Origin of the sequence: Dyadobacter fermentans DSM 18053, from assembly GCF_000023125.1 — a bacterium.
Lineage (GTDB): Bacteria > Bacteroidota > Bacteroidia > Cytophagales > Spirosomataceae > Dyadobacter > Dyadobacter fermentans.
Window position 1 is genome coordinate 5,751,098 of record NC_013037.1, and the last position, 25,873, is coordinate 5,776,970.

General features: G+C 50.5%; 23 protein-coding genes. 8 read left to right on the top strand and 15 right to left on the bottom strand.

Annotated features, from left to right (window positions below):
* Positions 1-170: 170 nt before the first annotated feature.
* Entirely contained in the window at positions 171-551 is a 381-nt protein-coding gene (locus DFER_RS23690) for a DUF3244 domain-containing protein (RefSeq protein ID WP_015814198.1), read from the bottom strand.
* Positions 552-569: 18 nt separating this feature from the next.
* Here DFER_RS23690 and DFER_RS23695 point away from each other — a divergent pair, with 18 nt between their 5' ends.
* The gene (locus DFER_RS23695; RefSeq protein ID WP_041735468.1) at positions 570-875 is read left to right on the top strand and encodes a hypothetical protein; all 306 of its coding nucleotides are present in this window, start codon (positions 570-572) and stop codon (positions 873-875) included.
* Here DFER_RS23695 and DFER_RS23700 read toward each other — a convergent pair.
* The 6 genes from DFER_RS23700 to DFER_RS23725 all read right to left on the bottom strand — a co-directional run bounded on the left by DFER_RS23700 (position 841) and on the right by DFER_RS23725 (position 7,491).
* Complete coding sequence (locus DFER_RS23700; RefSeq protein WP_015814199.1) at positions 841-2,082, bottom strand: MFS transporter; 1,242 nt, start codon at positions 2,080-2,082, stop codon at positions 841-843. The genes DFER_RS23695 and DFER_RS23700 overlap by 35 nt on opposite strands.
* A 108-nt stretch (positions 2,083-2,190) precedes the next feature.
* The gene (locus DFER_RS23705) at positions 2,191-2,961 is read right to left on the bottom strand and encodes a 3-ketoacyl-ACP reductase (RefSeq protein WP_015814200.1); all 771 of its coding nucleotides are present in this window, start codon (positions 2,959-2,961) and stop codon (positions 2,191-2,193) included.
* Entirely contained in the window at positions 2,958-4,103 is a 1,146-nt protein-coding gene (locus DFER_RS23710; protein WP_015814201.1) for a Gfo/Idh/MocA family protein, read from the bottom strand. The genes DFER_RS23705 and DFER_RS23710 overlap by 4 nt, the downstream gene beginning before the upstream one ends.
* Positions 4,104-4,151: 48 nt before the next feature.
* On the bottom strand, positions 4,152-4,976 hold the full coding sequence (locus DFER_RS23715) for a sugar phosphate isomerase/epimerase family protein (RefSeq protein ID WP_015814202.1): 825 nt from the start codon (positions 4,974-4,976) through the stop codon (positions 4,152-4,154).
* Positions 4,977-5,080: 104 nt separating this feature from the next.
* Positions 5,081-6,463 (bottom strand): glycoside hydrolase family 88 protein, encoded by a 1,383-nt coding sequence (locus DFER_RS23720; protein ID WP_015814203.1) that lies wholly within the window; start codon positions 6,461-6,463, stop codon positions 5,081-5,083.
* A gap of 92 nt (positions 6,464-6,555) precedes the next feature.
* Positions 6,556-7,491: a helix-turn-helix domain-containing protein gene (locus DFER_RS23725; RefSeq protein WP_015814204.1), complete on the bottom strand. Its 936-nt coding sequence runs from the start codon at positions 7,489-7,491 to the stop codon at positions 6,556-6,558.
* A 166-nt stretch (positions 7,492-7,657) separates the two neighbouring features.
* On the opposite strand from DFER_RS23725, the gene DFER_RS23730 reads away from it, so the two are divergent.
* Entirely contained in the window at positions 7,658-9,433 is a 1,776-nt protein-coding gene (locus DFER_RS23730; RefSeq protein WP_015814205.1) for an ABC transporter ATP-binding protein, read from the top strand.
* A gap of 140 nt (positions 9,434-9,573) precedes the next feature.
* On the opposite strand, the gene DFER_RS23735 is transcribed toward DFER_RS23730, so the two are convergent.
* The 3 genes from DFER_RS23735 to DFER_RS23745 form a co-directional block, all read right to left on the bottom strand.
* A complete protein-coding gene (locus DFER_RS23735) occupies positions 9,574-12,126 on the bottom strand; it encodes a penicillin-binding protein 1A (RefSeq protein ID WP_015814206.1) in 2,553 nt (850 codons plus the stop codon).
* A gap of 80 nt (positions 12,127-12,206) precedes the next feature.
* Positions 12,207-12,602 carry a peptide-methionine (R)-S-oxide reductase MsrB gene (gene msrB, locus DFER_RS23740; protein WP_015814207.1) on the bottom strand — a complete coding sequence of 132 codons (396 nt, stop codon included), beginning with the start codon at positions 12,600-12,602 and terminating at the stop codon, positions 12,207-12,209.
* 65 nt (positions 12,603-12,667) lie between these two features.
* Positions 12,668-14,215, bottom strand: coding sequence for a DUF5723 family protein (locus tag DFER_RS23745; protein ID WP_015814208.1), 1,548 nt, complete (start codon positions 14,213-14,215; stop codon positions 12,668-12,670).
* A 326-nt stretch (positions 14,216-14,541) separates the two neighbouring features.
* Between DFER_RS23745 and DFER_RS23750 the strand changes: the two genes are divergently transcribed.
* Both DFER_RS23750 and DFER_RS23755 read left to right on the top strand, forming a co-directional pair.
* Positions 14,542-15,972 (top strand): circularly permuted type 2 ATP-grasp protein, encoded by a 1,431-nt coding sequence (locus tag DFER_RS23750; RefSeq protein WP_015814209.1) that lies wholly within the window; start codon positions 14,542-14,544, stop codon positions 15,970-15,972.
* Between the two features lie 117 nt (positions 15,973-16,089).
* Positions 16,090-16,821: an esterase family protein gene (locus DFER_RS23755; protein WP_015814210.1), complete on the top strand. Its 732-nt coding sequence runs from the start codon at positions 16,090-16,092 to the stop codon at positions 16,819-16,821.
* 67 nt (positions 16,822-16,888) lie between these two features.
* Here DFER_RS23755 and pheS read toward each other — a convergent pair whose 3' ends face one another.
* Complete coding sequence (gene pheS / locus DFER_RS23760; RefSeq protein ID WP_015814211.1) at positions 16,889-17,929, bottom strand: phenylalanine--tRNA ligase subunit alpha; 1,041 nt, start codon at positions 17,927-17,929, stop codon at positions 16,889-16,891.
* Positions 17,930-18,272: 343 nt separating this feature from the next.
* Between pheS and DFER_RS23765 the strand changes: the two genes are divergently transcribed.
* Entirely contained in the window at positions 18,273-18,674 is a 402-nt protein-coding gene (locus tag DFER_RS23765) for a LytR/AlgR family response regulator transcription factor (protein WP_229206097.1), read from the top strand.
* Between the two features lie 271 nt (positions 18,675-18,945).
* Here the strand turns inward: DFER_RS23765 and DFER_RS23770 are convergent, their stop codons facing one another.
* Positions 18,946-19,659: a porin family protein gene (locus tag DFER_RS23770; RefSeq protein WP_015814213.1), complete on the bottom strand. Its 714-nt coding sequence runs from the start codon at positions 19,657-19,659 to the stop codon at positions 18,946-18,948.
* A gap of 165 nt (positions 19,660-19,824) precedes the next feature.
* On the opposite strand from DFER_RS23770, the gene radA reads away from it, so the two are divergent.
* Positions 19,825-21,198: a DNA repair protein RadA gene (gene radA / locus DFER_RS23775; protein WP_015814214.1), complete on the top strand. Its 1,374-nt coding sequence runs from the start codon at positions 19,825-19,827 to the stop codon at positions 21,196-21,198.
* A gap of 30 nt (positions 21,199-21,228) precedes the next feature.
* Here the strand turns inward: radA and DFER_RS23780 are convergent, their stop codons facing one another.
* Positions 21,229-22,143, bottom strand: a complete 915-nt coding sequence (locus DFER_RS23780) for a DUF58 domain-containing protein (RefSeq protein WP_015814215.1) — start codon at positions 22,141-22,143, stop codon at positions 21,229-21,231.
* A gap of 14 nt (positions 22,144-22,157) precedes the next feature.
* Positions 22,158-22,574, bottom strand: a complete 417-nt coding sequence (locus DFER_RS23785; protein ID WP_229206098.1) for a septal ring lytic transglycosylase RlpA family protein — start codon at positions 22,572-22,574, stop codon at positions 22,158-22,160.
* Positions 22,575-22,845: 271 nt separating this feature from the next.
* On the opposite strand from DFER_RS23785, the gene DFER_RS23790 reads away from it, so the two are divergent.
* Both DFER_RS23790 and ychF read left to right on the top strand, forming a co-directional pair.
* The gene (locus DFER_RS23790) at positions 22,846-23,193 is read left to right on the top strand and encodes a DUF3276 family protein (protein ID WP_015814217.1); all 348 of its coding nucleotides are present in this window, start codon (positions 22,846-22,848) and stop codon (positions 23,191-23,193) included.
* Between the two features lie 162 nt (positions 23,194-23,355).
* On the top strand, positions 23,356-24,456 hold the full coding sequence (ychF, locus tag DFER_RS23795) for a redox-regulated ATPase YchF (RefSeq protein WP_015814218.1): 1,101 nt from the start codon (positions 23,356-23,358) through the stop codon (positions 24,454-24,456).
* Between the two features lie 84 nt (positions 24,457-24,540).
* Here the strand turns inward: ychF and DFER_RS23800 are convergent, their stop codons facing one another.
* Complete coding sequence (locus DFER_RS23800) at positions 24,541-25,821, bottom strand: type IX secretion system plug protein (protein ID WP_015814219.1); 1,281 nt, start codon at positions 25,819-25,821, stop codon at positions 24,541-24,543.
* Between the last annotated feature and the right edge of the window lie 52 nt (positions 25,822-25,873).

Consider the following 25,873-nt stretch of genomic DNA (forward strand, 5'->3'; position numbering starts at 1 on the left):
CACTCGCCAGTACAATTTAAAAAAGTTCTACTAAAAAGTGAACTTTCAGTTTTGGACTTTCTTTTAATACGGCGGATTTGAAAAAGGTAACGGAGAAATTATTCTGAGGTTAAACAAAAAGCGGCACCTCCCGCAATGGGAAGGTGCCGCTTCAACGGATATGGTGAACCTTAATTAACTGTCAGGATACGTTCCACTTTCTGTTCTGCCAATTCGAATGTTTTGGTCTGGATCTCATTGCCGCTGATGATGTCCAGCTTGTATTTGCCGGGTTCCATGGCGTCGAGGTTCAGGGTGCGTCCGAATTTTTGATAGTCTTTCGAAATTGTTTCGCGGTATACGATGCTTCCTTCGGCGTTTCTGAGCAACAAAGTGGTTTTGGAGTCGGAGTTGGCTTTGTCGATCAGGACGTTGATTTTACCTGTTTTGGTGGCGTAAATGCCGGTTCCGAATGTGGAAGCTTTTTTGGCTTCTTTGTCTGCGGCCTGGGCGGTGAAAGAAGCGGTAGCAAGCGCAAAGGCGCAAATGAAGGTTTTAACTGATGTTTTCATGGCTGTTTTTTATTTTTTATGGCTATTGATTTTGTTCTATTTCAAGAACACGACAAAAGTAAGAGTGGCGTGGCGTTCCGCGGCACGCAAAGTACACGAGCGGAATTTCAGGTGGGACAAGTGGTTGATTCCCAGCATAAGCAATTAAGCGGTTTCTCATGGCTATTTGAAATTGGTAACCAAGAGATGGAGATCGGTGCCGGAGCGTTGCTTGGAAAAGTGTTAATATTTGTAAAAAAAACGGCCCTCCATCTGTGGGGGCCGCTTTTAACTAAAACTAAAACCGAAACTATTCTTTTTCTACAAAGTCCATGTCCTTTGTAAACGTCTCTTCGAGGAAGTACAAGGCCAGCAATGCGATTACTGCCGTGGCAACCCCTATCACTAAACCGCTCTGGATCACGCCCAGGTCGGGTCTGAAACTCACAAACAATGCGGCCAGCGGAATCGTCGCGCCGCGTACAAAGTTGGGAACCGTGGTGGCTACCGTCGCCCGGAGGTTGGTGCCGAACAGTTCCGCGGCAATGGTGATGAACAATGTCCAGTAACCATTGCAGAATCCGAGCAAGGTACAAAGCAAGTAGAACGAGAACAAATCCTGCATCGGAATTAACAGGTAACCGACCACCATCGCCAGTGACAGGATGATGAACAACCGGATCACTTTCTTCCTGCTCCGCATATACTGACTTAGTAAACCACTGACGATATCTCCGCCTACCTGCCCTGAAAACGCCAGCATTACCGCCTTGCCCGCATTAATGCCCTCGATGCCCTTTGCCGAGCCGAATTCCGGCGAAAATGTGATCAGGATACCCACCACAAACCAGATCGGAAGTCCTACGATGATCGCCATCAGGTATTTACCGAGGCGTTTGCCGTTGAGCAGGATCATCATAATGTTACCGCGATCCACCGAACGTTCCTTGGCGTGCTTGAACATCCCGGATTCAAATACATTGAAACGCAGTACCAAAAGCAGCAAACCCATGCCGCCGCCCACGAAATATGAGATACGCCAGGCAAACAAGTCGGCAACAAAGTAAGCCAAAATCGCACCCAATACCCCTAATGTAGCCACCAATGTGGTTCCATAGCCGCGTATTTCTTTGGGCAAAACCTCGGTAACGAGCGTAATTCCCGCACCAAGCTCTCCCGCAAGTCCCACACCCGCAATAAAGCGAAGAACTGCATACTGATCAAGCGATGTGACGAAACCGTTGCCGATATTGGCCAGCGAATACATGATAATCGATCCGAAAAGCACCGAAAGCCGACCTCTTTTATCCGCGATCACCCCCCACAATACGCCGCCGATCAGCATTCCAGCCATTTGGTAATTCAATAAACTAATGCCCTCGGTGAGCAGCTGGTCGTCGGGGACGTTCAGCGCTTTGAGACTGGGCACCCGCACCACACTGAACAAAAACAGGTCGTACATATCGACCAGATAGCCCAATGCAGCCACTATTACTGGCACTTGCAACAGCTGCGAGAGCAGCGAAGGTTGCGAATTGTTGGTTGTTGACATAGGGTTAGGTTTTACTTCGGCTTTCGGCTGTCAGCCGTCGGCTTAGGGTTTGTTTAAATGTCAATCAAATATTTTTGACCGCCGACTGCCGACCGCCGATGGCCGAGGTCACAGCCTGTCGATCAGCATCCCGCCGTCCACGCCGATCACCTGGCCGGTGGAGTAGGGGAAGTCGCCCCGCGTGAGCGACGCTACCGCCTTGCCGACGTCCTCGGGCGTGCCCCAGCGCGGCTGTAATGCAATCCCGCTTTCGAACAGGTTGTCGTATTTCTCCTGCACTTTGGAAGTCATGTCGGTGGAAATAATACCCGGGCGGATCTCGTAAACCGGAATGTTGTACTCGGCCATTCTCACAGCAAAAAGCAGGTTGGTCATTGCCAGTCCTGCTTTTGAAATACAATATTCCCCACGGTTAATGGACGCCACGGTGGCCGAAATAGAGGTCACGAAAATGATCATCGCCTCGAATGCATGGTTGTTCTCCTTCGCATGGGCCATTCTTTTTCCAATGGCTTGTGTAAAAAAGAAGGGGCCTTCGAGGTTGGTTGTCATCACTTCCTGGTAATTCTCGACGGTCGTTTCGAGGATGTCGAGCCGCACTCGAGGGGCTATGCCGGCGTTGTTCACGAGCAGATGGATCTGCCCGAATACGGAATAGGCCTTTTCGATAATGGCTTCGCGGTCGGCGGCGCTGGCGATGCTTCCCTGGCAATAGGCCACTTCGGCACCGAGCTCACGCAGTTCGTTGAGGGCATCGGCGGCGCCCGCTTCGTCACGGACGCCATTGATAGCCAGATTATATCCTTCTTTGGCAAGGGCTTTGGCAATGCCAAAACCGATGCCGCGACTTCCGCCGGTGATTAATGCGGTCTTTTTCATAGTTCCTGTACGTCAACCCATTGGCGTTTCTCCCAGCTTTCGAGGCCTTTTTCGGCCAGTTGCACACCGCGAGCACCCGCTTTCAGGTCCCATGGGAATGGTTCGTCTTTCACAATATGTTTCAGGAAAAGCTCCCATTGCGCCTTAAACGCATTGTCGTAAATCTCCTGTTCAGGCACTTTCGACCACCCATCGAAGAATGGGATCGGCTGAGGAATGTCGGGGTTCCAGACAGGCTTTGGCGTATTCCCGTAATGCTGAACGTAGCAATCGCGCAAACCGGCCACCGCCGAGCCGTGCGTGCCGTCCACTTGCAGCGTAAGCAGGTCGTCGCGGCGCACGCGTACCGTCCACGATGAGTTGAAATGCGCGACCACGTCGCCTTCCAGCTCGAATGTGGCGTAGCAGGCGTCGTCGGCGGTACATTTATAGGTGTTGCCATTCTCGTCCACACGCTCGGGAATATGCGTGGCGCCGAGGCAGGATACCGCCTTTACTTTTCCAAACAGGTTATCCAGCACATAACGCCAGTGGCAGAGCATATCTACGATGATACCGCCATCGTCTTCTTTGCGGTAGTTCCATGATGGGCGCTGTGCCGGAATGCTGGTTCCTTCAAAAACCCAGTAACCAAACTCGCCGCGTACGGAAAGGATCTTGCCGAAGAAGCCGGCTTCCATCAGTCTTTTCAATTTTACCAAGCCCGGCAGCCACAGCTTATCCTGCACCACGCCGTTTTTCAGGCCCGCTTTGGTAGCGAGGTCATAAAGCTCCAATGCCTCCTCGGTAGTAGTACCGGTCGGTTTTTCACAATAAATGTGTTTTCCGGCTTCGATTGCCTTCTTCACAGCCGCAGCCCGGCGGCCGGTCACCTGCGCATCGAAATAGATCTGGTAATGCGAGTCGGACATCACCGATTCGAGGTCCGTTGTGTACTTCTGCACGCCCGATTGCTTGCAAAGTGCCTGCAATTTTGCTTCGTTGCGTCCTACGAGAATCGGGTCGGGCATGATCACCTCGTCGGAAGAAATTTTCACGCCGCCTTGCTCGATAATGGCTTTAATAGAGCGCAGCAAATGCTGGTTGGTTCCCATACGGCCGGTTACGCCGTTCATGATAATGCCAATGGTATGTGTCGTCATTGTTTGGATATGTTATAATTGAATGGCGCGAAGCTGCTGCTTTGCGCATTAAACCGTTCTTACAAATGCTTCGGTAATCTCGCTGAGGAAGAGGTGCTGGTCCTTTGCCCAATGGATATTCGAGAAAATCTCCACCTCGCAGAAGCCATTGAAGCCCGTTGCTTCCACCCAGCCCCTGATTTTTTTCAGATCAATACATCCTTCACCCATCAATCCGCGGTCGTTGAGCAGGTCGATCGTATTTACCTTCCAATCGCACACGTGGTAGGCGAGCAGGTTGCCGTTGGCGCCACAGCGGGCAATCTCTTTTTCCAGATCACCATCCCACCACAAATGGTACACATCCACAGCCACGCCGACAAACGGCGATTTGAAATACTCTGCCATGTCGTTGGCCTGCGCCAGCGTGTTAATGGCCGAGCGATCGGCGGCGTACATCGGGTGCAGCGGCTCGATGGCCAGCTTCACGCCCAGTTTTTCGGCCAGCGGCAGAATAGCGGCAATGCCTTCGCGGATCTGGTCGCGCGACGTTTCCAGCGACTGGTCGGGTGACGCCCCGCATACGAGCACGATCATGGGCGCTCCCAAAGCCGCCGCTTCTTCGAGCAGCTTGCGGTTGTGATCAATCGCCTGTGCGCGCCCGGCACTGCTGGTGTGCGGGAAAAAGCCGCCGCGTACGTAAGAGACTATTTCCAGCCCGGCCGCCCGGATGATCTCGCCCGCACGGCGCGGCCCGATGCCTTCCGTGGCATTTTGCCAGACGCTGATGCCTTTTACACCGGCAGCAGCGTAGTTTTCCACCGCCTCCGCAAGTCCCCAGGGCTTGGTCGTGATGGTATGGATGCAGCACCGGTCGAGTGTTATGTTTTCCAATTCGGAGATTTGGTTATTGTTGTGGTGAGATTGCTTTTTGAAAAATTAAATATGCGGGCTCCTACCGTCAGGCTGACAGTAACATTCTGGATTACAGTTGTATTTTACTTCACCGCGCCCAGATACGTGTAATAAGGCAACCCCTTATTGATCCGGTGGAGGTAAAGCGCCACTTCTCGGGCGTGGTAATCTCCCCACATGCTCGATTCGCCATTCGGGATTTTCTGTCCGGCGGGCACATTGTCCCAGCCATTCGGCCGGTGGTAAATCGAATGCAGGATCAGCCCCTGGTGTGTTGGGTCGGTGGAAAGGTAAGGCTCGGCGAAAAGCGTATCCACGGCGGTGAGACCAGCCTGCCAATAGCGGTTTCCAGCTTCGTTTTGACCTTTTTCATTCAAATATTTACCCAAACGGAGCAATCCCTGCGCGCCAATGGCCGCCGCCGAGCTGTCGATCGGCTCGAAATCATTGTATGGATCGGACGTTCTCGATGTGTAGTCGCCGAGTTTGTGCAGGTGCGGAGCGCCGGTATCCCAGTAAGGAATGCCGTCGGAAGCGGTGTTTTCAATGTAAAAATCACAAGTGGCTTGCGCGGCTTTCAGGTAAATGCGCTCGATTTCGGCGCGGCCGCCCAGCGGCGCCAGTTCGTCGTCGGAGAAGCTGGCTAGCGGCTCGAGCTGTTCGGCAAAACCCAGCATGGCCCATGCGAGGCCGCGCGTCCAGGTGGTGAAACCCGAGAAGCCCTGCTGCGAGTTGGGGCAGCGGTAATTGCCGTCGTTGGTGTTGAAAACGCTTTCGTGCGCCGTGCGACCCCAAAGATCGTAGCTGTCGCGGCCCTCGCCGTAATACACCGAATAGTTGGCCGTAGCAATAGAGTGCAGCGTTCCGCGTTCGAGCAGGCTCGTTTTCAGGTCATTTTCGCCCATGTAACTATGGCCGAGCAAATGCGAAACCATCAGCGCTCTTACCGACCGGATTGTATCCACAAACAACGAGTGCGGCCCGTTGAATGAATGGATGAAGCCCTGGCCGTTTTTAATGCTCGTCCAGCGACGCGCCTGCACCGCTCCCGATACTTTCAATGCGATTTCGTAGAAGTTGCGTTCCCATTCGTTTTCCGGGATCACCCCTTCGTTCATCAGGCGCAGCAGGTTGCCGTACGTGCTCACATTGTTGAACCCATGATCGTGCACGCCGAAATGCCCCACGTGCGAGGCCATGAAACCAACCGTATTTTTACGGGCACTGGCGAGGTAGCTTTCGTCGCCGGTGGCATCAAATTGTAGCACTTCGGCACCATACTGGAAGCCTTGGGTCCATTCGGTCCAACCGCGCAGGGTGTACTTGCCGTTCACGGTGAATACGGGCGTCCCTTTCGAGTTGTCGTATTCCCTGTTGATGAGCTTGATTTTTTCACCCGAAACCTCCCAGAACCGGTCGAGTTTGGCTTGGAGCGACGACGCATTCAATTCATTTTTTATCTGCATAATGGATATCGATAGTATTATTTAGCCATTTTAATTTTGGATAATACAAAGATATTTGCGGATAAAAGGGATAGCAAGGTACAAATTTGCTATTAAATGGTACTTTTCCGAACATGCTCGCGGTACTCATTCGGGGTCAGTCCGGTTTTCTTTTTGAAGATCCGGCTGAAATACGAAGGGTCGTCCATGTGGATGTGGTAGGCGATTTCCTTACTGCTGAGATTGGTGAAAACGAGTAGCCGTTTCGCTTCGAGGAGGAGTTTTTCGAGGATGTATTCCTGGCAGGAGATGCCCAAAGATTTCCGGATGATTTTACTCAGATAATCGGGCGTTACCGCAAGCTGGCTGGCATATTGCTGCACCTCGTGCATTTGCCTGAAATTCTTTTCCACCAGTTCCTGAAAACGGCCTGCCAGTTCAGGAACAGAAAGCGCGGGCGACTCCGCCGGCTGCGCAAGATGGTGAGTCAGCAGCGCACATTTCTGCAACAACAAACCCAGATACCGCCCGATGAGCGTCTGGTCGGTTTCTGCATTCAAATGGTCGGTGACCATGTTTTCAAGGATATTGTGGAAATAGTGCTTGTCGCTTTCGGAAAGCGTAATAATGGGCTGTCTGCGCGCGGGCTGAAAAAACGGTAGCTGCGAGAGTGACGGGTTCATAGGATTATAGAACGTGTAAAAATCCTCCGAAAACGCGACGATATAACCCTGGAAAGAGCTCGAAAAAGTGAGCAAATGCACCTGGCCGGGCGTGAGGAAATGCAGTCCGGCGCCGTGGATATTGTAGGAATGAAAGTCGATTTCGTGAAAACCTTCGCCTTCTTCGATAAACAGGATTTCGTAGTAAGTATGCCGGTGTGGGGTGTCGGTCGGGAGCGGCGTGATGGGCAGAGACACCGGGCCGTCCTTCAGGGCGCCGGGGCTATTACCTAGGCTGTTTTTGAACCGGAATATCTTTAATGCGGGTACCTGGCTGGGCGTTTTGGGAAGCGAATGGACCGGGATTGCATCAGACACGAAAACCATGCAACTAGACTTTTTCAGGTTCAATAATCGTTTCAAAAGCAGCAATATCACGAAAACTACCAGTAACAGCCAGACCGGTTACCAGTTTTTTTACACCCTCTGTGACATTTTCTACCTTTGCATTGTTGATCCAAAACAACCACTGTACTACCCAAAAAGCTACCCGGTGAACCAGGAAACCAAAAGCGGCCAGATATTCGATCTTCCTACTCTAAGGCGTCTATACACATTCGTTCGACCTTACCAGAAGCAGTTTTACCTGCTTATTGCCATTATATTGCTCAACGCGGTACTCGCGCCGCTCACGCCCCTGCTGATCAAATACACGATCGACACGCCCATTGCGAACGGCGATTACTCGCAGCTGACGGTAATGCTCGTGGTAATGCTGGTCGTTACCGTTTTGCAAGGTATTGCGCAGTTTTGGAACACCTACATGTCGGGCTGGCTCGGGCAGTACATTATCCGCGACATCCGCGTGCAGTTGTACGAGAAAATCATTGGTTTAAGGCTCAAATTCTTCGATAACACGCCCATAGGCCGCCTCGTAACGCGCACCATTTCCGACGTCGAAACGCTTTCCAATGTGTTCAGCGACGGTATGGCCGCCATTGCCGGGGACATTCTGCAACTGGTGCTGATCATCGCCGTCATGTTTTACACCGACTGGAAACTTTCGATCATCAGTCTGTCGATGATCCCGCTGATGCTTTTCTGTACCTATATTTTCAAGGAGAAGATCAAAGATTCGTTCAATGAAGTGCGGGCAGCGGTTTCCAACCTTAATGCATTTGTGCAAGAGCACATTACCGGGATGGGAATCGTGCAGATTTTCAGCAGTGAGGACATAGAATACAAGAAGTTCAGGGAGATAAACAAGGTGCACCGGAATGCGAACATCCGGTCAATTCTCTATTATTCCGTGTATTATCCGGTGGCGGACGTGATCGCCGCGGCGGGTACGGGTCTGGTGGTTTGGTACGGGTCCAAGCAAATCCTGGGGGCAGAAATCACATTCGGTACGGTTACGGCATTCGTGATGTTCATTAATCTCTTCTTTCGCCCGATCCGTCAGCTCGCCGACCGTTTCAACACCCTGCAAATGGGTATCGTGAGCACCGACCGCATTCTGAAACTGCTCGACAGCGACGAGTACACGGCCAACGAAGGCACATTTGCGCCGGATTCGATCAAAGGGAATGTGGAGTTTAAAAACGTGTGGTTCGCTTACAATGACGAAGAGTACGTTTTAAGGGATATTAATTTTAATGTAAAAGAAGGGGAAACGATCGCCTTCGTGGGTGCTACCGGGGCCGGGAAATCTTCGATCATTAACCTGCTTACCCGCTTTTACGACATCAACAAAGGCAATATTTACGTAGATGGCGTTGAAGTGCATGATTATGAGCTGAATGCATTGCGCAAGCACATCGGTGTGGTGTTGCAGGACGTGTTCCTGTTTTCAGATACCATTGAAAATAATATCCGCCTCGGCGATCAGAGCATTACCCACGAAAAAATCGTGGAAGCGGCCAAATTGGTGGGCGTCCATGACTTCATCGAGCGCTTGCCCGGCGGCTATACCTATAATGTAATGGAACGCGGCGCGACGCTCTCGGTAGGGCAGCGGCAGCTCATTTCTTTCGTCCGTGCAATGGTCCACGAACCTAAGATCATCGTGCTCGACGAAGCAACTTCGTCGGTCGATAGCGAAACGGAGGAATTGATCCAGCACGCCATTGAAAACCTGATGCACGGTCGCACGGCGATCGTGATTGCGCACCGGTTATCGACGATCCAGGAGGCTGATAAGATTATTGTCGTGGACAAAGGGCGCATTGTGGAGGAAGGTAACCACGAGCAACTGCTTGAAAAAGAAGGCGCTTATGCAAACTTGTACCGGATGCAGTACAAGGAGGTGCATAAGATTGGGACTTTGTAGCAGTTTGGCTTTAAGCATTAGGCTGTAAGCTTTAAGCAATAGGCTATAAGCTGTAAGCATTAGGCTATAAGCTGTAAGACTAGTGCTTGTGGCTTAATGCTTACAGCTTATAGCTTAATGCTTATAGCTTACAGCCTCTATCAATTCCTCTTCCCGGTATCCAGAGGAATCGGCGGCGGGCCGATCAGGAATTCGTCTTCGACGTTCCTGCTGGCAGGGGTGCTATCGCCTTCAATGCCCAGTGAATCGCTTTCGGCAGGCGCCCATTGCGTAGGGCAGTTGTATGTTTTGGAAACTTTGAAGCTCGGTTTCGGGAACGGGCCGGGTTCGATTGATTTGTTTTTATATACTTTTTCCAAAAATGCGCCCACCAGCGGCAATGCGGTTTTGGCGCCTTCGCCAAGGTTGGTCGTTCGGAAGTGAATGCTGCGGTCGTCGCCGCCTACCCACGCGCCTACTACGAGGTCGCGCGTGACGCACATGAACCAGCCGTCGGAGTTGTTGGAAGTCGTTCCGGTTTTACCGCCCAGCTCATTGCCATTCATCGTCACATTGAACCGCCAACGGATGCTTCCCGAGGTACCGCCCGATTCTTCGACCCCGGCGCGCAGCATTTGCAGCATCAGAAACGCCGACTCTTCGCTGATAGCCTGCCGGTGTTCCGGCTGGAATTCCTCGATCACTTTTCCATTGCTATCCTCGATTTTAGTCACCAGAATAGGCTGCGTGTAAGTGCCATTGTTGGCAAACACACCGTAGGAAGCCACCATGTCGTAAAGCGACACATCAAATGGCCCCAGGCCGATGGACGGAACGGGTTTCAAAGGCGTATTAATACCCATTTTCTTGGCATAGCGCACCACATTTGCCGCGCCGACCTGGTCCGTCAGCTCTGCGGTAACCGAGTTGATAGATTGCGCCAGCGCTCGCCGGAGCGTCATAGGCGCGTAGGTGTAGGTGCCGGTGGCATTGCGTGGTTTCCAGGTTTTCTCCTCGCCGTCCTCTTCATAGGTTTTTTCAAAAGGCTTATCTACAATCTCGTCGCAGGGCGCCATGTTGAATGTCGAGTCGTCGATGGCGGTTGTGTATACAAACGGTTTGAAAGTTGAGCCGGGCTGCCTTTTGCCTTGCTTCACGGCGTCGTATTTGAAATAATTGTAATCCAAACCGCCCACCCAGGCCTTGATCTGGCCGGTTTGCGGGTTCATGGCCATCATGCCGGCGCGGAGAATGCGCTTGTAGTAATCGAGGGAGTCCATGGAGCTCCAATATTTCTTCATTTCCCCGCTGTTCTTCCAGTCGTAGACCGTCATCGTGTCTTTTTTATTGAGGTAATAGGTCACGCTGTCGGGGTTATTCGGGAATTTGGCGGCCAGCGAGCGGTATTTGCTGGTCCGTTTCACGACGGTCGGGAGGAAGTCGGTAATTTCGTTGCCCTGCTCGTCTCGCCAAGGGTTCTGATTGCGCCAGTGGTCTTCGAAAACGCGCTGCAATTGCTTCATTTTCTGTGTCATAGCCTCTTCGGCATCCTCCTGCATCCGCGAGTCGATGGTCGTGTAGATTTTCAAGCCATCGGTATAAAGGTCATAGCCATTCTCGTCGCCCCATTTTTTGACAAAATCCACCACCGCATTCTTGAAATAATTGGCATTGCCGTCGTATGGTGTCTCGAACTTGGTTTTCAGCTCAATGGGCAATGCGCTGATAGAATCGGCCTGTTTGGCGCTCAGATAGCCATATTTACGCATCTGGTCGATCACCACATTGCGGCGTTCGAGCGAGCGCTTCATATTGCGGATCGGGTTGTAGGTCGTGGTTGCTTTTTGAAGACCTACAAGCACCGCCGATTCCTGGACGTTAAGACTATCCGGCGATTTGCTGAAATAGGATTTGGCGGCGGTGTTGATCCCGTATGTATTATTCCCGTAATCGACGGTATTGAAATACATTGTCAGGATCTCCTCTTTCGTAAAGTTCCTTTCGAGCTTGATGGCCGTGAGCCACTCTTTGGTTTTATAAATCAATGTGCTTAGTCCGGGAACGTAGCCCAGTAAACCTCTCGCGCCCGATTTCCGCGTTTTGAAAAGTTTCTTGGCAAGCTGCTGGGTAATGGTGCTGCCTCCGCCACGGTCGGTAGCGCCGGTGGCCAGTCCCCAGGCAACGCTCGCCATGGCCTTGTAGTCGATGCCCGAATGGCGGTAGAAACGAATGTCCTCCGTAGCAATAAGCGCTTTTACGAGGTTGGGTGATATTTGTTTGTAAGGAACGGGCGTCCGGTTTTCGGTGTAAAACTTACCGATCATGACGCCGTCGGCTGTGTATATTTCCGAGGATTGCGCCACTTTCGGGTTCTGCAGGTCTTCTACGCTCGGCATGCTGCCCATGAGCCAGAGGAAGTTGGTCTCGACGCAAAAAATGTAGAGTGCAAATGCGACAAATCCGTAAACGATTGTTTTCCAGACCGCCATAATCGGGCGGTAATATCTCGAATTGGTGTCGACCTTATTCTCCCACCAGCTGCGCGCGGATTTCTTGTTCTGCCGGTACGAATGGAAGAGCCGGTCGGCCTTCGCTTTGCCGGTGAAAAGCGCGGTAATTTTATATGCAATCCTGTTGATGAGTGAGGCGAGCCATGCTCTGAAAGCCCGGAACAGCGTTCTGATTTTGGTAAAAAACGATCGGATAACTTCCATCAAACGTTTTGGTTCGTAATGGGTCAAAGATAAGAAAAGCCGGAAAGATATGATTCAATCCGGCTTTTTCTGAATTTATTCTATTCTGCTTTATGGAATTTCAATGCGGCGCCATTCGTGCAGTAGCGGAGGCCGGTGGGTTTGGGGCCGTCGTTGAAAACGTGTCCGAGGTGCCCGCCGCAGGTTCTGCAAACGACTTCCGTGCGGATCATTCCGTGACTTTTGTCCACTATTTCTTCCACATTTTCTTTCGCTACCGGCATAAAAAAGCTCGGCCAGCCCGACCCGGAATCATACTTCGTTTCCGAGCTGAAAAGCGGCGTGCCGCAGGCGGCGCATACGTACGTGCCTTCTTCTTTGTTGTCGTTATAAGGATGTGAAAACGGCCTCTCAGTGCCTTTTTCGAATAGCACGAAACACTGCTGGCTGCTCAGTTCCTGCTGCCATTCTTCCCTGGTTTTTTGAACTTCTCTCATGGATTTGTTTTTTAGGAATGGTCTGAAAAATCGTACCATATCCTCTCATAACGTTGAAGCGGAAATTATCGTTTGGAGAAAATGCGGCGAAGCCAGGAGTCTTCCGGCGGCCAGCATTTGTTCTGCGATTCGGGCGGTCGGCGGAACAGTCCGCCGGAGATGCCGAAGTAAAGGTTAAATGCCCTGGGATTACCGATATTGAGCAGACCGGTGAGGTGGTCCGTACCGATCCACAATGGTCCGATCCGTCCGGCAAGGCCGATGGCCGGCGAGCGGTAGCGGTTCATCAATGAAATCGGCACCGATACTTCGTACCACTTATGCTCATAGCGCGGCGTAATGCCGACGTACGATTCGGCCTTCATTCCGAAAGCTCCCTGCGAGATCAGGTTTTGTACCCATAATCCATTCACGTACACATTCGGCTGCACATTGTAATCCACACTGGCCTGAAATGCCATGGGCAGCACCGATTTGAAGTTCGGGGCGATCGGCGGTCCGCCGTCGAGCGACGAGTTGATCGCATTGAAAATGCCTTCCGAGCCTTTCAGTTTCTGAAATGTATCGTAGCGGAATTCTTTGTTTACCGTGTGCGTCTCCTGTTGCAGAATGTACGCCGGGTTTTTGAAATGCACGCGGCCGATGTCGGTGAGCGAAACGGCTATCCGGTAGAGGTATTTGTTTTTCGACGCATCGCGTTTCCGTTCGCCTCTTTCGCGGTAGGTGGCTTTGTGAACGTCGGGCCGGTACTCGTACACCGCGCCAAGGTCGAAGCCCCAGCCGCTGCCCGGAGGTGCGTCGCCGAGCAGCCAGGCGGGCGAAGGTTTCACATTTTGGAAGCCCTCGTCGCGCGTGATCGCGTAGCGCACGTTGATTTCGTTTACATTAATGTACTGCCGTTTGTTCTCCCAGTTCTCATCCGGGCGGATGTCATACGACGAGTTTTCGATGATCGCATGGGCATTGTAGAGTCCGATAAGCCTTTTGACCGTAAAGCCGACTTTCAGGTAATCGGTTTCATTGTCGAAAACGGTGCCACCGAGCGTTAGCGCTACCTCGCCGAGGCCGTTCAGGTGCAGCTGGCCCGACTGGTTTTCAAATACCTGCTCTTGCAGCTCTTTCAACTGCGTGGTTTTGCTGATCAGCCTCGCCAGCGGTTCGGTAACCTGGCTGGTGTTGAGCATATAGCGCACGCGTGAGGAAACTCCGACCCCGATTTTGCCTTTAAACATATTGAACATGATCGACGGCAGGCGCGTGTCGCCACCGGCATTCAGGTACTTTTGGTTGCCGTTCAGCTTTTCGCCCAGGTACGAGCGCGGGAAGAGGAGCATTCCTCTTTCATTGTGGTATTTGGCCGGGACGGTGTTGGTGATCAGGCTCAGAAACGAATACGGGGCTTCGTACTTGACGTGGTTGTTAGCCGTGTAAAATTGTGTTCCCACAAGATTTACATATACACTGTATCGACTATCGGCGACAAACGCCGGGTTGTGGTATAGCGCATTGGTTCCGGCAAAATTGCTCATGGCGGTGCCCGGCAGATGCTGGGCTTGGGCGTCGATGGTTAATCCGCAGACCAGTCCTAATATGGATAACCAGCTTTTTTGCATAGGGAACGTGATTCGGTGGGGTAGCCGACAATTAGATCAGGTTACAAAGAAAATGCTAACGGCATTGACTTGCAACATTGTTTACTGATTGGATAAATAATATTGCATAACGTTTGTCGGCACGATTTTAATACGGAGGGAGAGCGTAAAGGGTTGCCTGAGGCAGCCAACGCGGCGAATGTGATCTGGCGGCAGTTGTACTTTTCGTGGAACGCGGAAAGTACAAGCGGGTGCAGTGAGGATAGGTATTTGTTTTGTTAATTCATACATTGACCATATATTGTTCTGTGAACTACCGGTATTGACTTATTCAAATTTTGAATTGTATGAATTTTTCATTTTCAAATTATCAAACAGAGAATTTCTTCGATGAGATGTTCGGCCCGTCGGGTGAAATACGTCCGGGTTACGAGCATTTGAAGAATAAATTTGAAAACCTCACGCACGAAGACCTTACCAACCGCCAGCTCGCGACGGAGCGGGCGCTGCTTTCGATGGGCATTACCTTTAATGTGTATTCGGAAGGCGAGGGGACCGAGCGGATCATGCCGATAGACATTATTCCCCGCGTATTGTCCAATGCCGAATGGGAATGGCTGGAAAAAGGATTGAAACAGCGCATTAAAGCGCTGAACATGTTTATCGACGACGTTTACAACGATCAGAATATCCTCAACGACGGCATCGTGCCGCGGGAGCTGATCGAGTCGAGTAAATGCTTTCTCAAACCGTGCATCGGCCTGAAACCTCCCAAAGGCATTTGGTGCCACATTACCGGCACCGACCTTATTAAAGGCGACGACGGCACTTTTATGGTGCTGGAAGATAATCTTCGCTGCCCATCTGGTGTCTCCTATATGTTGGAAAACAGGGAGCTATCGAAGCAGATTTTCCCCGACGTGCTCGCGCGTACGGGCGTGCGTCCGGTGTCCGATTACCCCACGCGCCTGCTGCAAATGCTGCAACACCTCGCCGATCGTCCCAACCCGACCGTCGCCGTACTGACTCCGGGTAGTTACAATTCCGCCTATTTCGAGCATTCCTATCTCGCGCAGCAAATGGGCGTTGAGCTGGTGGACACCCGCGACCTTGTGGTTTCTGACGGCTACGTGAAAATGCGCACCACCAACGGATTGCAGATCGTGGACGTGATCTACCGCCGCATCGACGATACTTTTATGGACCCCGACGCATTCCGCGAGGATTCGCTGATCGGCATTCCCGGCATTTTCGAGGTGTACAAAAAAGGACGCGTGGCATTGGCCAATGCGCCGGGCACCGGCGTGGCCGACGACAAGGTGGTGTACGCCTACGTCCCGCGTATTATAAAGTATTACCTCGGCGAAGAAGCCATTATCCCCAACGTGCAGACGTACATCTGCGGGGAAGAGGAGGATATGCAATACGTTCTTGAGAATATTTCAGAACTCGTTGTGAAAGAAGCGAATGAAGCGGGCGGTTACGGCATGCTCATCGGCCCGAAAGCAACCGAAGAAGAGCACGAACTTTTCCGCCAGAAAATAAAGGCCAATCCGCGGAATTATATTGCGCAACCAACGATTTCACTATCAAGAGTGCCTTGTATGGTGGATGGACACGCCGAAGGACGCCATGTGGACCTCCGGCCCTACATTTTATACGGCGACGACATCAGCGTGATCCCGGGTGGACTCACCCGTGTAGCGCTGCGTAAGGGGTCACTCGTGGTGAACTCGTCGCAGGGTGGTGGCGGAAAAGATACGTGGGTATTGTATTAAGTTATCATTAACAGTTACTGGCAGGCTGTTCGTGATAACGGTTTATGGATTTTGGATAAACCTTATTTGAACTGCCTGAATATTACTTGAATAGTCAGTAACTTAAATGATTAAACAATGCAACGCCATATAACCGGATGGTTCAGTCCGGCGCTTAACAAGGAAATGGAAATTGCCGTATACGGGCATTATGGAGTTGCCCTCCTGCTCATTCCCACGGCGGCATCCGATTACCTGGAATACGAAAGACATGGGTTGATCGACGCCATCGAGCCTTACATCTATGCGGGCAAGGTGAAAGTGTATTGTATCAACAGCATCAACTCGGAGAGCTGGCTGAATCCCTACATGCATGGCTACGACAAAGCCGCGCGCCACCAGGCATTCAACGATTATGTGATCAAGGAAGTGGTGCCGTTTATCAAAGAGGATTCCAGCCCGAACAACGAAATCATCGCAGGCGGAGCATCGTTCGGGGCGTTGCATGCGGCTAACCTGTTTTTCAAACATCCCGATTACATCCACGGCGTGATCGCGATGAGCGGCTGCTACGACCTGAGTGTGTATACCGACGGTTATTATGATGATAATGTGTATTTCAATTCGCCGGTGCATTATCTGCCGAACCTGAAAGCCGAGTGGCACCTGTCCATGTACCGCGACAGTCGGCATATTCACTTCATCACTGGCTCGGGCGCGTATGAAGTGCCGGAATATTCAAGGCACATTTCCTCGATCCTGGCGTCCAAGAACGTCCCCCACGAGCTCGACATCTGGGGAAGCGACGTCCCGCACGAATGGGATACTTGGAAGAAAATGCTTCCTTATTATCTGGAAACACGGTTTTAATATTCCTTGAAAAAGCAAAAGCCCTGAAATGCGATCATTTCAGGGCTTTTGCTTTTTGTATTTCAAATCAGGCGCCTTCGAATTGCCGAAGGAACCTCACGTCGTTTTCTGTGAACAAACGAAGGTCGTTGATGCCGTAACGAAGCATCGTGATCCGCTCGATACCCATTCCGAATGCAAAACCAGTGTATTCTTCGCTGTCGATGCCGCAGTTTTCGAGCACGTTCGGGTCGACCATGCCTGAACCGGCGATTTCAACCCAACCCGTGTGTTTGCAAACATTGCAACCTTTTCCTTTACATATAAAGCACGATACGTCAATTTCCGCACTCGGTTCTGTGAATGGGAAGTAGGAAGGGCGGAGGCGGATTTTAGAATCCTTTCCGAACATCTCTTTCGCGAAATGGTATAACGTATCTTTTAGATCTTTGAAACTCACATTTTTATCCACATAAAGCCCCTCAACCTGGTGGAAAACGCAATGCGCGCGGGCAGAAATGGCTTCGTTGCGGAATACGCGGCCGGGCATAATGCTGCGGATCGGCGGTTTCTGGCGCTCCATGAGGCGCACCTGCACGTTGGATGTGTGTGTGCGCAGGAGCACATCGTCTTTTACATCGCCCTCGCTTTTGGAAATGAAAAAGGTATCCTGCATTTCACGCGCCGGGTGGTTGTCGGCAAAGTTTAATGCGCTGAAGTTGTACCAGTCCTTCTCGATTTCCGGGCCGTAGGAGACATTGAAACCCATTCTTTCGAAAATCTCGATGATCCTCCGGCGAACAATAGTTAGCGGGTGGAGGCTTCCCTGCAAGTTCGGGGTAACGGGCAGGGTGAGGTCGATGAGCATCTCGGGATTGCTGTCGGCAGCATTTTCGAGTGCAGCCTGGAAATCCTGGAAGCGGTTCTGCGCCAGGTTTTTCAGCGTGTTCAATTCCTGTCCCACAGCGCGGCGGTCTTCCTGCAGGATATTTTTCAAGTTGTCGAAAAGCTCGGTTACCGCGCCTTTCTTGCTGATATATTTTAATCGGAAAGCTTCCAGTTGCTCTTTATTGCTAACTGTCGCTTGCTCAATTTCAGAAACTAACTCTTTTACCCGGTCGGTAATCATAAAAGCTGTTGTTATTGGTGACTCATCTGCGCGCGGGGCAGCAGGGGCGGTATTCAAGGGCCGCGAAATTCGTGCAAAGATAAGGAAAGTTAGCGCGCAGGCGGAAGTGAAATGCCTGGTAATGGCTTAATGCGCAGATTTATTAGAATAGTACACCTTTTTGGTACTACGTAAAATTACGCATTTTACTAAGTTCCGTTACGTCATTTGATATATTATCAATTTGTTAAAGTATTGATTATGAGATAAATATATCGTGATGCGTACTTTTACGTATTTTCTGGACACTACTCAATGTGCTAATTTTGAAACAAGAAATCACAACAATATTAGCGTAGTTACCATGAAAAATTATCCCAGCTTTACTCGCCCCAACCTGTCAGAAAGATCTTACAACGACAGCCGTTCCTACATTTCAGTCCAGTCAATGGGCAGAACGATCTTTTTGACTCCCGATGTCATCACTTTCCTGGAAGGTGAAGGAAACTACACTTTTATATATACGAACACGGGGAAGAAGTACCTGGTTTCAAAAACGTTGAAGTCTCTTGCGGAACAGTTGAACGCTAAATTTCTCCGCGTTCACAAATCTTACCTCGTTAATGCCGATTACGTGGTGGAACGTCTGGAAGACGATCGTATGCTGAAACTATCCTGCGGTAAAGAAGTAGTGGTTTCACGTAGAAAAATCAAAGAGGTGTCCGGTCTGCTCGACCACACCAACCTCATCCGCATCAGCGCATAAAAGATATTTGGTGAATTAAATTAGTGGGTTATTCATAAAAACAGCAGCCATCGCTCCGATCGAAGGCTGCTCGTTTTGTTTTTGGGGAATTTGAATGAGTGAATGAGTGAATTTCGAATGATTGAATGACTGAATGATTGAATGATTGAATAAAAACCCTGCTAGTGATATTTTGCGCAAGCAAACGAATTATTCACTCATTCACTCATTCGGTCATTCACTCATTCACCTATTCAATCATTCAATCATTCAATCATTCAATCATTCAAAATTAAAACAACTTCAACCCCAGCGTCACCTGCCAGCTGCTCACTTTTTGCTTTACGGAACCGCCGGCTGCTTGTTGGCCGCTTACCTGAAATGAGGCCAGGTTGGTGAAGGAGCCTTCTTTTCTTACGTCGAGACTGAAACTGCCCAAATCCAGGCCGGCCCCGAGCTGGTAACCGAATGTCGCTTCCGACATCGCATTGTTGAGATCGGAAGTGTAGTAACGGAATGCATCGCGCAGGCGCTGGTTGTCGCCGATGCGGAACGACGTTACCGGCCCCGCGAGAATGCGGAACGGCCCGCCTTTCAGACCGATGAGCAACGGTACATCAATATTGCTGTATTTGATGTTCACTGTTTTTTCAACTGGTATTTCCTGGTCATTCTGGATTATTTTGAATGATCCGCCTTTTGTAGAAACCAGCACTTCCGGCTGGATAAATATCGTCCGCCCGAAGCGCATCCACACGCCGCCGACCGCGCCGGTCCTTGTATTAAAACTCTCTTTCAGGTTATCTCTCACCTCTTTACCATCGTACCCGAGGTATGGATTGCCACTGTCGTCATAGCGTGTCGTAAACACATCGCCCATGGTTAGCCGCGACAGGTTCACCCCTCCCTTGATACCGAACGCGAAACCTTTTTTCTGGGCCTGCACATTGGTGAATGCCAAAATGCATAGCAGACAGCCGCAGGCCACTTTTGTCAGGATGTTCATGGATAATATGATTTTTTAAGTAAAACAGGTTAATAACGCCAATTTGCAAAAAACTATACCCATCCTACATTTTTTTTGATTTTATGGCCAAAACATCCAGATATTGGATTAATATCGTCGGAAATACGTTAGTCACCACGGGAATCTAAATTAGACTATTCTATTATGGCCAAAGCCAAAACGGCATATTTTTGTCAGGAATGTGGGTATAATTCGCCAAAATGGGTCGGCAGATGTCCGTCGTGCGGCGAGTGGAATACTTTCGTTCAGGAAGTGATCGAGAAGGACGACAAGAAGACAGCGGTGTCGTGGAAATCGGTGAACCTGGCGAACAAGCCACGGTCGATTGCCGAAATTGTCTACGAAAATGAGCCGCGCATCCGCACATTCGATGAGGAACTGAACCGTGTGCTGGGTGGAGGTATCGTGCCAGGGTCGTTGGTGCTGATTGGCGGAGAGCCGGGCATCGGCAAATCTACGTTGATGCTGCAAATCGCATTGACGCTTTCTAATAAGAGGGTTCTGTATGTTTCCGGCGAAGAATCCGAGGCGCAGATCAAAATGCGGGCGGAGCGAATGGCGGCCAAAAGCGACAACTGCTTCATCCTCACCGACACACAAACGCAAAATATTTTCAGACAAATAGAAGATTTCCAGCCCGAAATCCTGATCGTCGATTCCATTCAAACCATGCAATCGACCTACATCGAGTCGGGTGCGGGCAGCGTGTCGCAGGTGCGGGAATGCACGGCGGAGTTTATGAAATATGCCAAGGAAATGGGCGTGCCGGTGTTTTTGATCGGCCACATTACCAAAGACGGCTCGCTGGCCGGCCCGAAAGTGCTGGAACACATGGTGGATACCGTGCTGCAATTCGAGGGCGACCGGCACAATACTTACCGCATTCTGCGAACGATGAAGAACCGCTTCGGAAGTACCTCCGAGCTGGGTATTTATGAAATGCAGGGAAATGGCCTCCGGCAGGTGAGTAACCCTTCGGAAATCCTCATTTCGCAGCGCGACGAGCCGGTGAGCGGCATTGCGATCGGCTCGATGATGGAAGGCAATAGGCCATTGCTGGTGGAAATTCAGTCGCTGGTGAGCGTGGCGACTTACGGCACGCCGCAGCGTAGCAGCACCGGTTTCGATGCCAAACGCTTGCAAATGCTGCTGGCCGTGCTGGAAAAGCGCGGCGGTTTCCGGTTAGGCGTGCAGGATGTGTTTCTCAATGTGGCCGGCGGCTTGAAGGTCGAAGATCCGGCGATTGATCTGGCGGTGATCGCCTCGCTGGTGTCTTCCTATGAGGATAAATTCATCCCGCCATCGGTATGTTTTGCGGCGGAAGTCGGGCTGGGTGGGGAAGTTCGTGCGGTGAATCGCATTGATAGCCGCGTTTCGGAGGCGGAAAAGCTGGGTTTTAAGAAGATTTATATTTCAAAATACAACAGCAAAGGGCTGGATTTGAAGCGGGGTAAAATTGAAGTGATCCCGGTGGCGCATTTGGATGAACTTTTTATGTCGCTCTTTCTGAATCAGTAGCTGAGCTTACTGCCATTAACACGGCATGCATCAGCGCATTTTAGAGTGCTTCACCAGATAGGCGAGCAGTACAGGGTCGAAACCTTTGGCAATATCCGCTTCGATGAAGTCGATTTTGTATTGCCCGCATTTCAGTTTCAGTTTTTGATAAAAATCGCCCACAAACTGCTGGTACGATTCGCGCACCTGGTCCGGCTGGACTTTGATTTTTTCGCCTGTTTCGAGGTCGATAAACTCATAAGGCCGGTTTTCAAATGCAAAGTTTTCTTCCGTTTCGCGGTCGGTGACGTGGAAAAGCAGTACTTCGTGCAGGTTATGGCGTAAATGCTGTAAGGCGGAGAAAATCCTTTCAGCTTCTTCAATATTATCGAACATATCGCTGAAAATGACCACGAGCGAGCGCTTATGGATCTTTTCGGCGATCTGGTGCAGCACGTCGGCGACCGATGTTTTCATCAATGGCCGTTTGGTCTGCAACTGTTGTTCCAGTTCGAGCATGATTTTGTGCACATGCGAGGGCGTAGATTTGACGGCCGTTTGCACTTCAATCTGCTCTGTAAACGTGCAGAGGCTCACGGCGTCTTTCTGGCGTTGCAGCAAATACGTAAGGCTCGCAGCCGCCATCACGCTGAACGTCATTTTGCCGAAATTATCTTCCGGATAATACATCGAGGAAGATGTGTCGAGCAGGATGTGGCAACGGAGGTTAGTCTCTTCCTCGTAGCGTTTGACGTAAAGCCGGTCGGTTTTGGCAAAAACCTTCCAGTCGATATTCCGCGTGGATTCGCCGGTATTGTAAAGCTGATGTTCGGCAAATTCGACTGAAAAGCCGTGAAAAGGGGATTTGTGAAGACCGGTGATGAAACCTTCTACCAACTGTTTCGCAAGAAATTCCAGGTTTCCGAATTCTCTGACCTTGGCCAGATCCAGTTGGCGGACACTCATGTTAGCATCAAGGCTTACTTCATGGAAATGACTTTGCCCGATTTAGGGTCGATTTCTTCGTTGGGGGATAAGAGCACCATTCCTTCCATTCCGACCACCCTCACCGACACATTAGCGACACCTTTGGCAAGAATGCCCAGCAGGCGGGCTGCTTCTTTGCTGAGATCGATAACCCGGTGTTTGGAAAACGGGCCGCGGTCATTGACTCTAACAATCACCTTCTCGTCATTTTCAAGATTCGTCACTTCAAGCATCGTGTTGAGCGGGTAGCTCCGGTGGGCGCAAAGCAGCTCGCTGCTTTTATGTACTTCGCCGAAGGAGGTTTTCCGGCCATGGAATCGCGCCGAGTAGTAGGAGGCGTTTCCGGTTTCCGTCTTGCCTAACTTTACCTGTGCAAATGCTTCTGGTAACAGCGCGGCAAACGCTAACATGGTGAGAATCAGAATCCGACGATAAGTCATTTTTCTGGATTTAAGTGAAACATAATAAGGTAAATGTCCCTTATTTCATATCTTAACTTTGGTGTTTCAGGTCAATTTTAAAACCCACGAATTTCAAAACTAGTGAAAAGAATTTAAACATCCAGCAAAAGTTGCACTTAATTTGAAGGCAGTTAGCCCATCGGATTGTAACCCGCGTATAACAAACAGGTAATATATTCCGGTTTTTTTGGAACCAGCAATAAACTTTATATTTTAGCGTTTGGAAACCTATTTAAAACTAAACATAGTGGAAGACAGAGAGCAAATCTACTCCAAAAGGGTCAGGGCGGGAAAACGGACTTACTTCTTCGATGTTCGCTCTACGCGATCTAACGATTACTATCTTACCATCACAGAAAGCCGTCGCCACCCTCAGGGAGACGGATTTACGTACGAAAAACACAAAATGTTTTTGTACAAAGAGGACTTTGACAAGTTCGTGGAGGCATTGAGAGAAGCGGTTGATCACGTGAAGACGGAATTGATGCCAGAGGTTGACTTCTCGCAATTTGAATCCAAAGGAGACGAGGTAGACGTAGTAGGAGAGTCGGACCTAAAGTGGGATTAATAATTTAAGATATTGGATAGAAGCCTTCGCAATTGATTACGAAGGCTTTTGGTTTTTGTACCTGCTAAATAGTAATTTTGCCAAAATTATTATTCAGCAGGCGGGCATGCTTTGCTTCACCGATCGGGCATGCGGCCGCCATTCACTGCTTACCATTCAAATATGAGTCTTCAATGTGGGATTGTCGGATTGCCGAACGTTGGGAAATCCACCCTTTTTAATGCCATTTCTACCGGCAAAGCCGAAGCTGCCAACTATCCATTTTGCACCATAGAGCCCAATGTGGGCGTTGTGACCGTTCCCGACGAACGGCTGGATGTCCTCACCAAGCTGGTTAATCCCCAGAAAGTGATCCCGACGATCATCGAGTTCGTGGACATTGCCGGCCTCGTGAAAGGAGCGAGCCAGGGAGCAGGTTTGGGAAACAAATTTTTGGCTAATATCCGCGAGGTAGATGCGATCGTGCACGTGGTGCGCTGCTTTGCAGATGATAACGTTGTGCACGTGGAAGGCCGCGTAGACCCGGTTTTTGACAAAGAAATCATCGACGCAGAGTTGCAGCTGAAAGACCTGGAATCGATTGAAAAGAAAATCCAGAAGACGGAAAAAGGTGCACGCGCCGGGGATGCCAAAGCCAAAGCAGAGCTCGAATGGTTGAAAAAATATAAGTCGACGCTGGAAGAAGGCAAGAATGCGAGAGCCGTTGAAATCGACCCCGAAACAAGGGAATCGGTGATCGGCGACCTGCAATTGCTTACTGCTAAACCGGTTCTTTATGTAGCCAATGTGGACGAAGGTTCGATGCTAACCGGTAATGAGTATTCGGAAAAGCTCCGGGAAGCCGTGAAACACGAAGGTGCGGATGTGATTGTGCTTTGCGCGGCCATTGAATCGCAGATTTCGGAAATCGAAGATCCCGAAGAGCATGAAATGTTCCTGAGCGAGTACGGCCTGGCAGAATCGGGTTTGAGCAAGCTGATCAAAGCTTCTTACGCGCTTTTGAACCTTATTACCTATTTCACAGCAGGCGTAAAGGAGGTTCGCGCCTGGACGATCGTGAAAGGCTGGAAAGCCCCGCAGGCTGCCGGCGTGATCCACAGTGATTTTGAAAAAGGTTTTATTCGCGCCGAAGTAATTAAAATTGCTGATTATGAGCAGTATAAAACAGAACCCGCGGTGAAAGAAGCCGGTAAGATGGCGGTGGAAGGCAAGGAATACGTGGTTGCGGATGGTGACATTATGCACTTCCGGTTTAATGTGTAGTTGCTGATCATGCATTCAGATACAGAAAGAGCGGCCATCGGCCGCTCTTTTGTTTTGCAATCCAGTGTCTTATAATCCAGGTATTTACCGCCGCCTGTTCCATTCGACCGTCCGGTAGCCGATCAGCAAATCGGCGCGGCTGGCTGGCGGACGGTGGTAGATCAATATGTCGTAGTCGTTTTCGGTTGCGGCAAAATCCCCTTCCAGGGCCGCTTCGTCGGGCTTCTGGTTGCCTCTCACGACGGTGTAGTTGTAGTTGATCACGCCCTGTTTCACCATCAATTCGGCCTGGTATGCCTGTGCCGTCGCGTCGTAAGTCATTTTGTTGCGGTCGGTGAGCTGCCACAGGTTGAATGCGCCGTTCACATAAAACGTAGCCTCGGGATCTTCTTGGGTTTTTAATGTAAATACGACAGGCGTGTAATCCGCCTCAACGCTGCCGCGGCCCGATTCGCGCTGATCTACAATGTACTGACCATTGAAATCGTCCATTTGCACGTACGGCACGTGTGCCCGCGGCTTGTCGGGAAAGAGAAAGAGCTTCGTGTATTCGTCTGTTCGCTCAATTTCATTTACCCCATAGCCGCGCCCGGTGAGCGACCGGCTGTCGAAGTACCTGAATTCGTTTCCGCCTTTGAAGGTATTTTCGAGGTCGAAGAAAGTGTATTCCAATAGCTGGTCGAACGGGCGGACGTTGGAAGGTTTGAAATTTGTCTTGGCCTCGTCCCAGCGGAAATTTTTGCGGATCACCACTTTCAGGTCGGTTTGCGGCGCGATGAGCTGATAACCTTTGTAATCGACCGAAAAATCAATCTGCTGATCCGAAAATTGCTGTTCGATGCCCTGAGAAAAGCGCGCCTTCGCCGCCACATTCACGCGCGTTTGATAATGCATAAAGCGCCGGCTGATCATTAGTTTTCGATCCCGCTCCGAAAAAACATAGATTACATAATTCCCCGGAAGTTTCAATTTGGGCAACTCGAAGCGGTAGTGCGTGTAAGGCACCTTCGTGCTGAACGACTGCTCGTACACGCTGATCGGGTATTCGTTGAACTCGAATGTGAACTCGATATCGTTCAGGTTGGACTTGGTCCAGTCGGCATTGCAATGGACGATTTTGGCACGGTAACCCTCCGGCTGGCCGCTCATATCGTCGAATTCCAGCACCAGCGGAGCCGGATTGTTGAGCGGTGTGATGGGTGGTGTGAGCAGTCGGGTGGGATTTTCGGGATCGTCCAGGGCCGGGTACAGCAGTACGGTTTTGATCTTGTCCTGATAAATAAAATCTTCCAGGCGGAGCCCCTGCGGCTGCGCGTAAGCGTGTGTGCAAATGAGAAAAAGAACGATCAGCAGTATGGGACGCATTTCGGGATTTTTAAATGGGTAACGTAACTTTTTACTGAAAGGTACATATAGT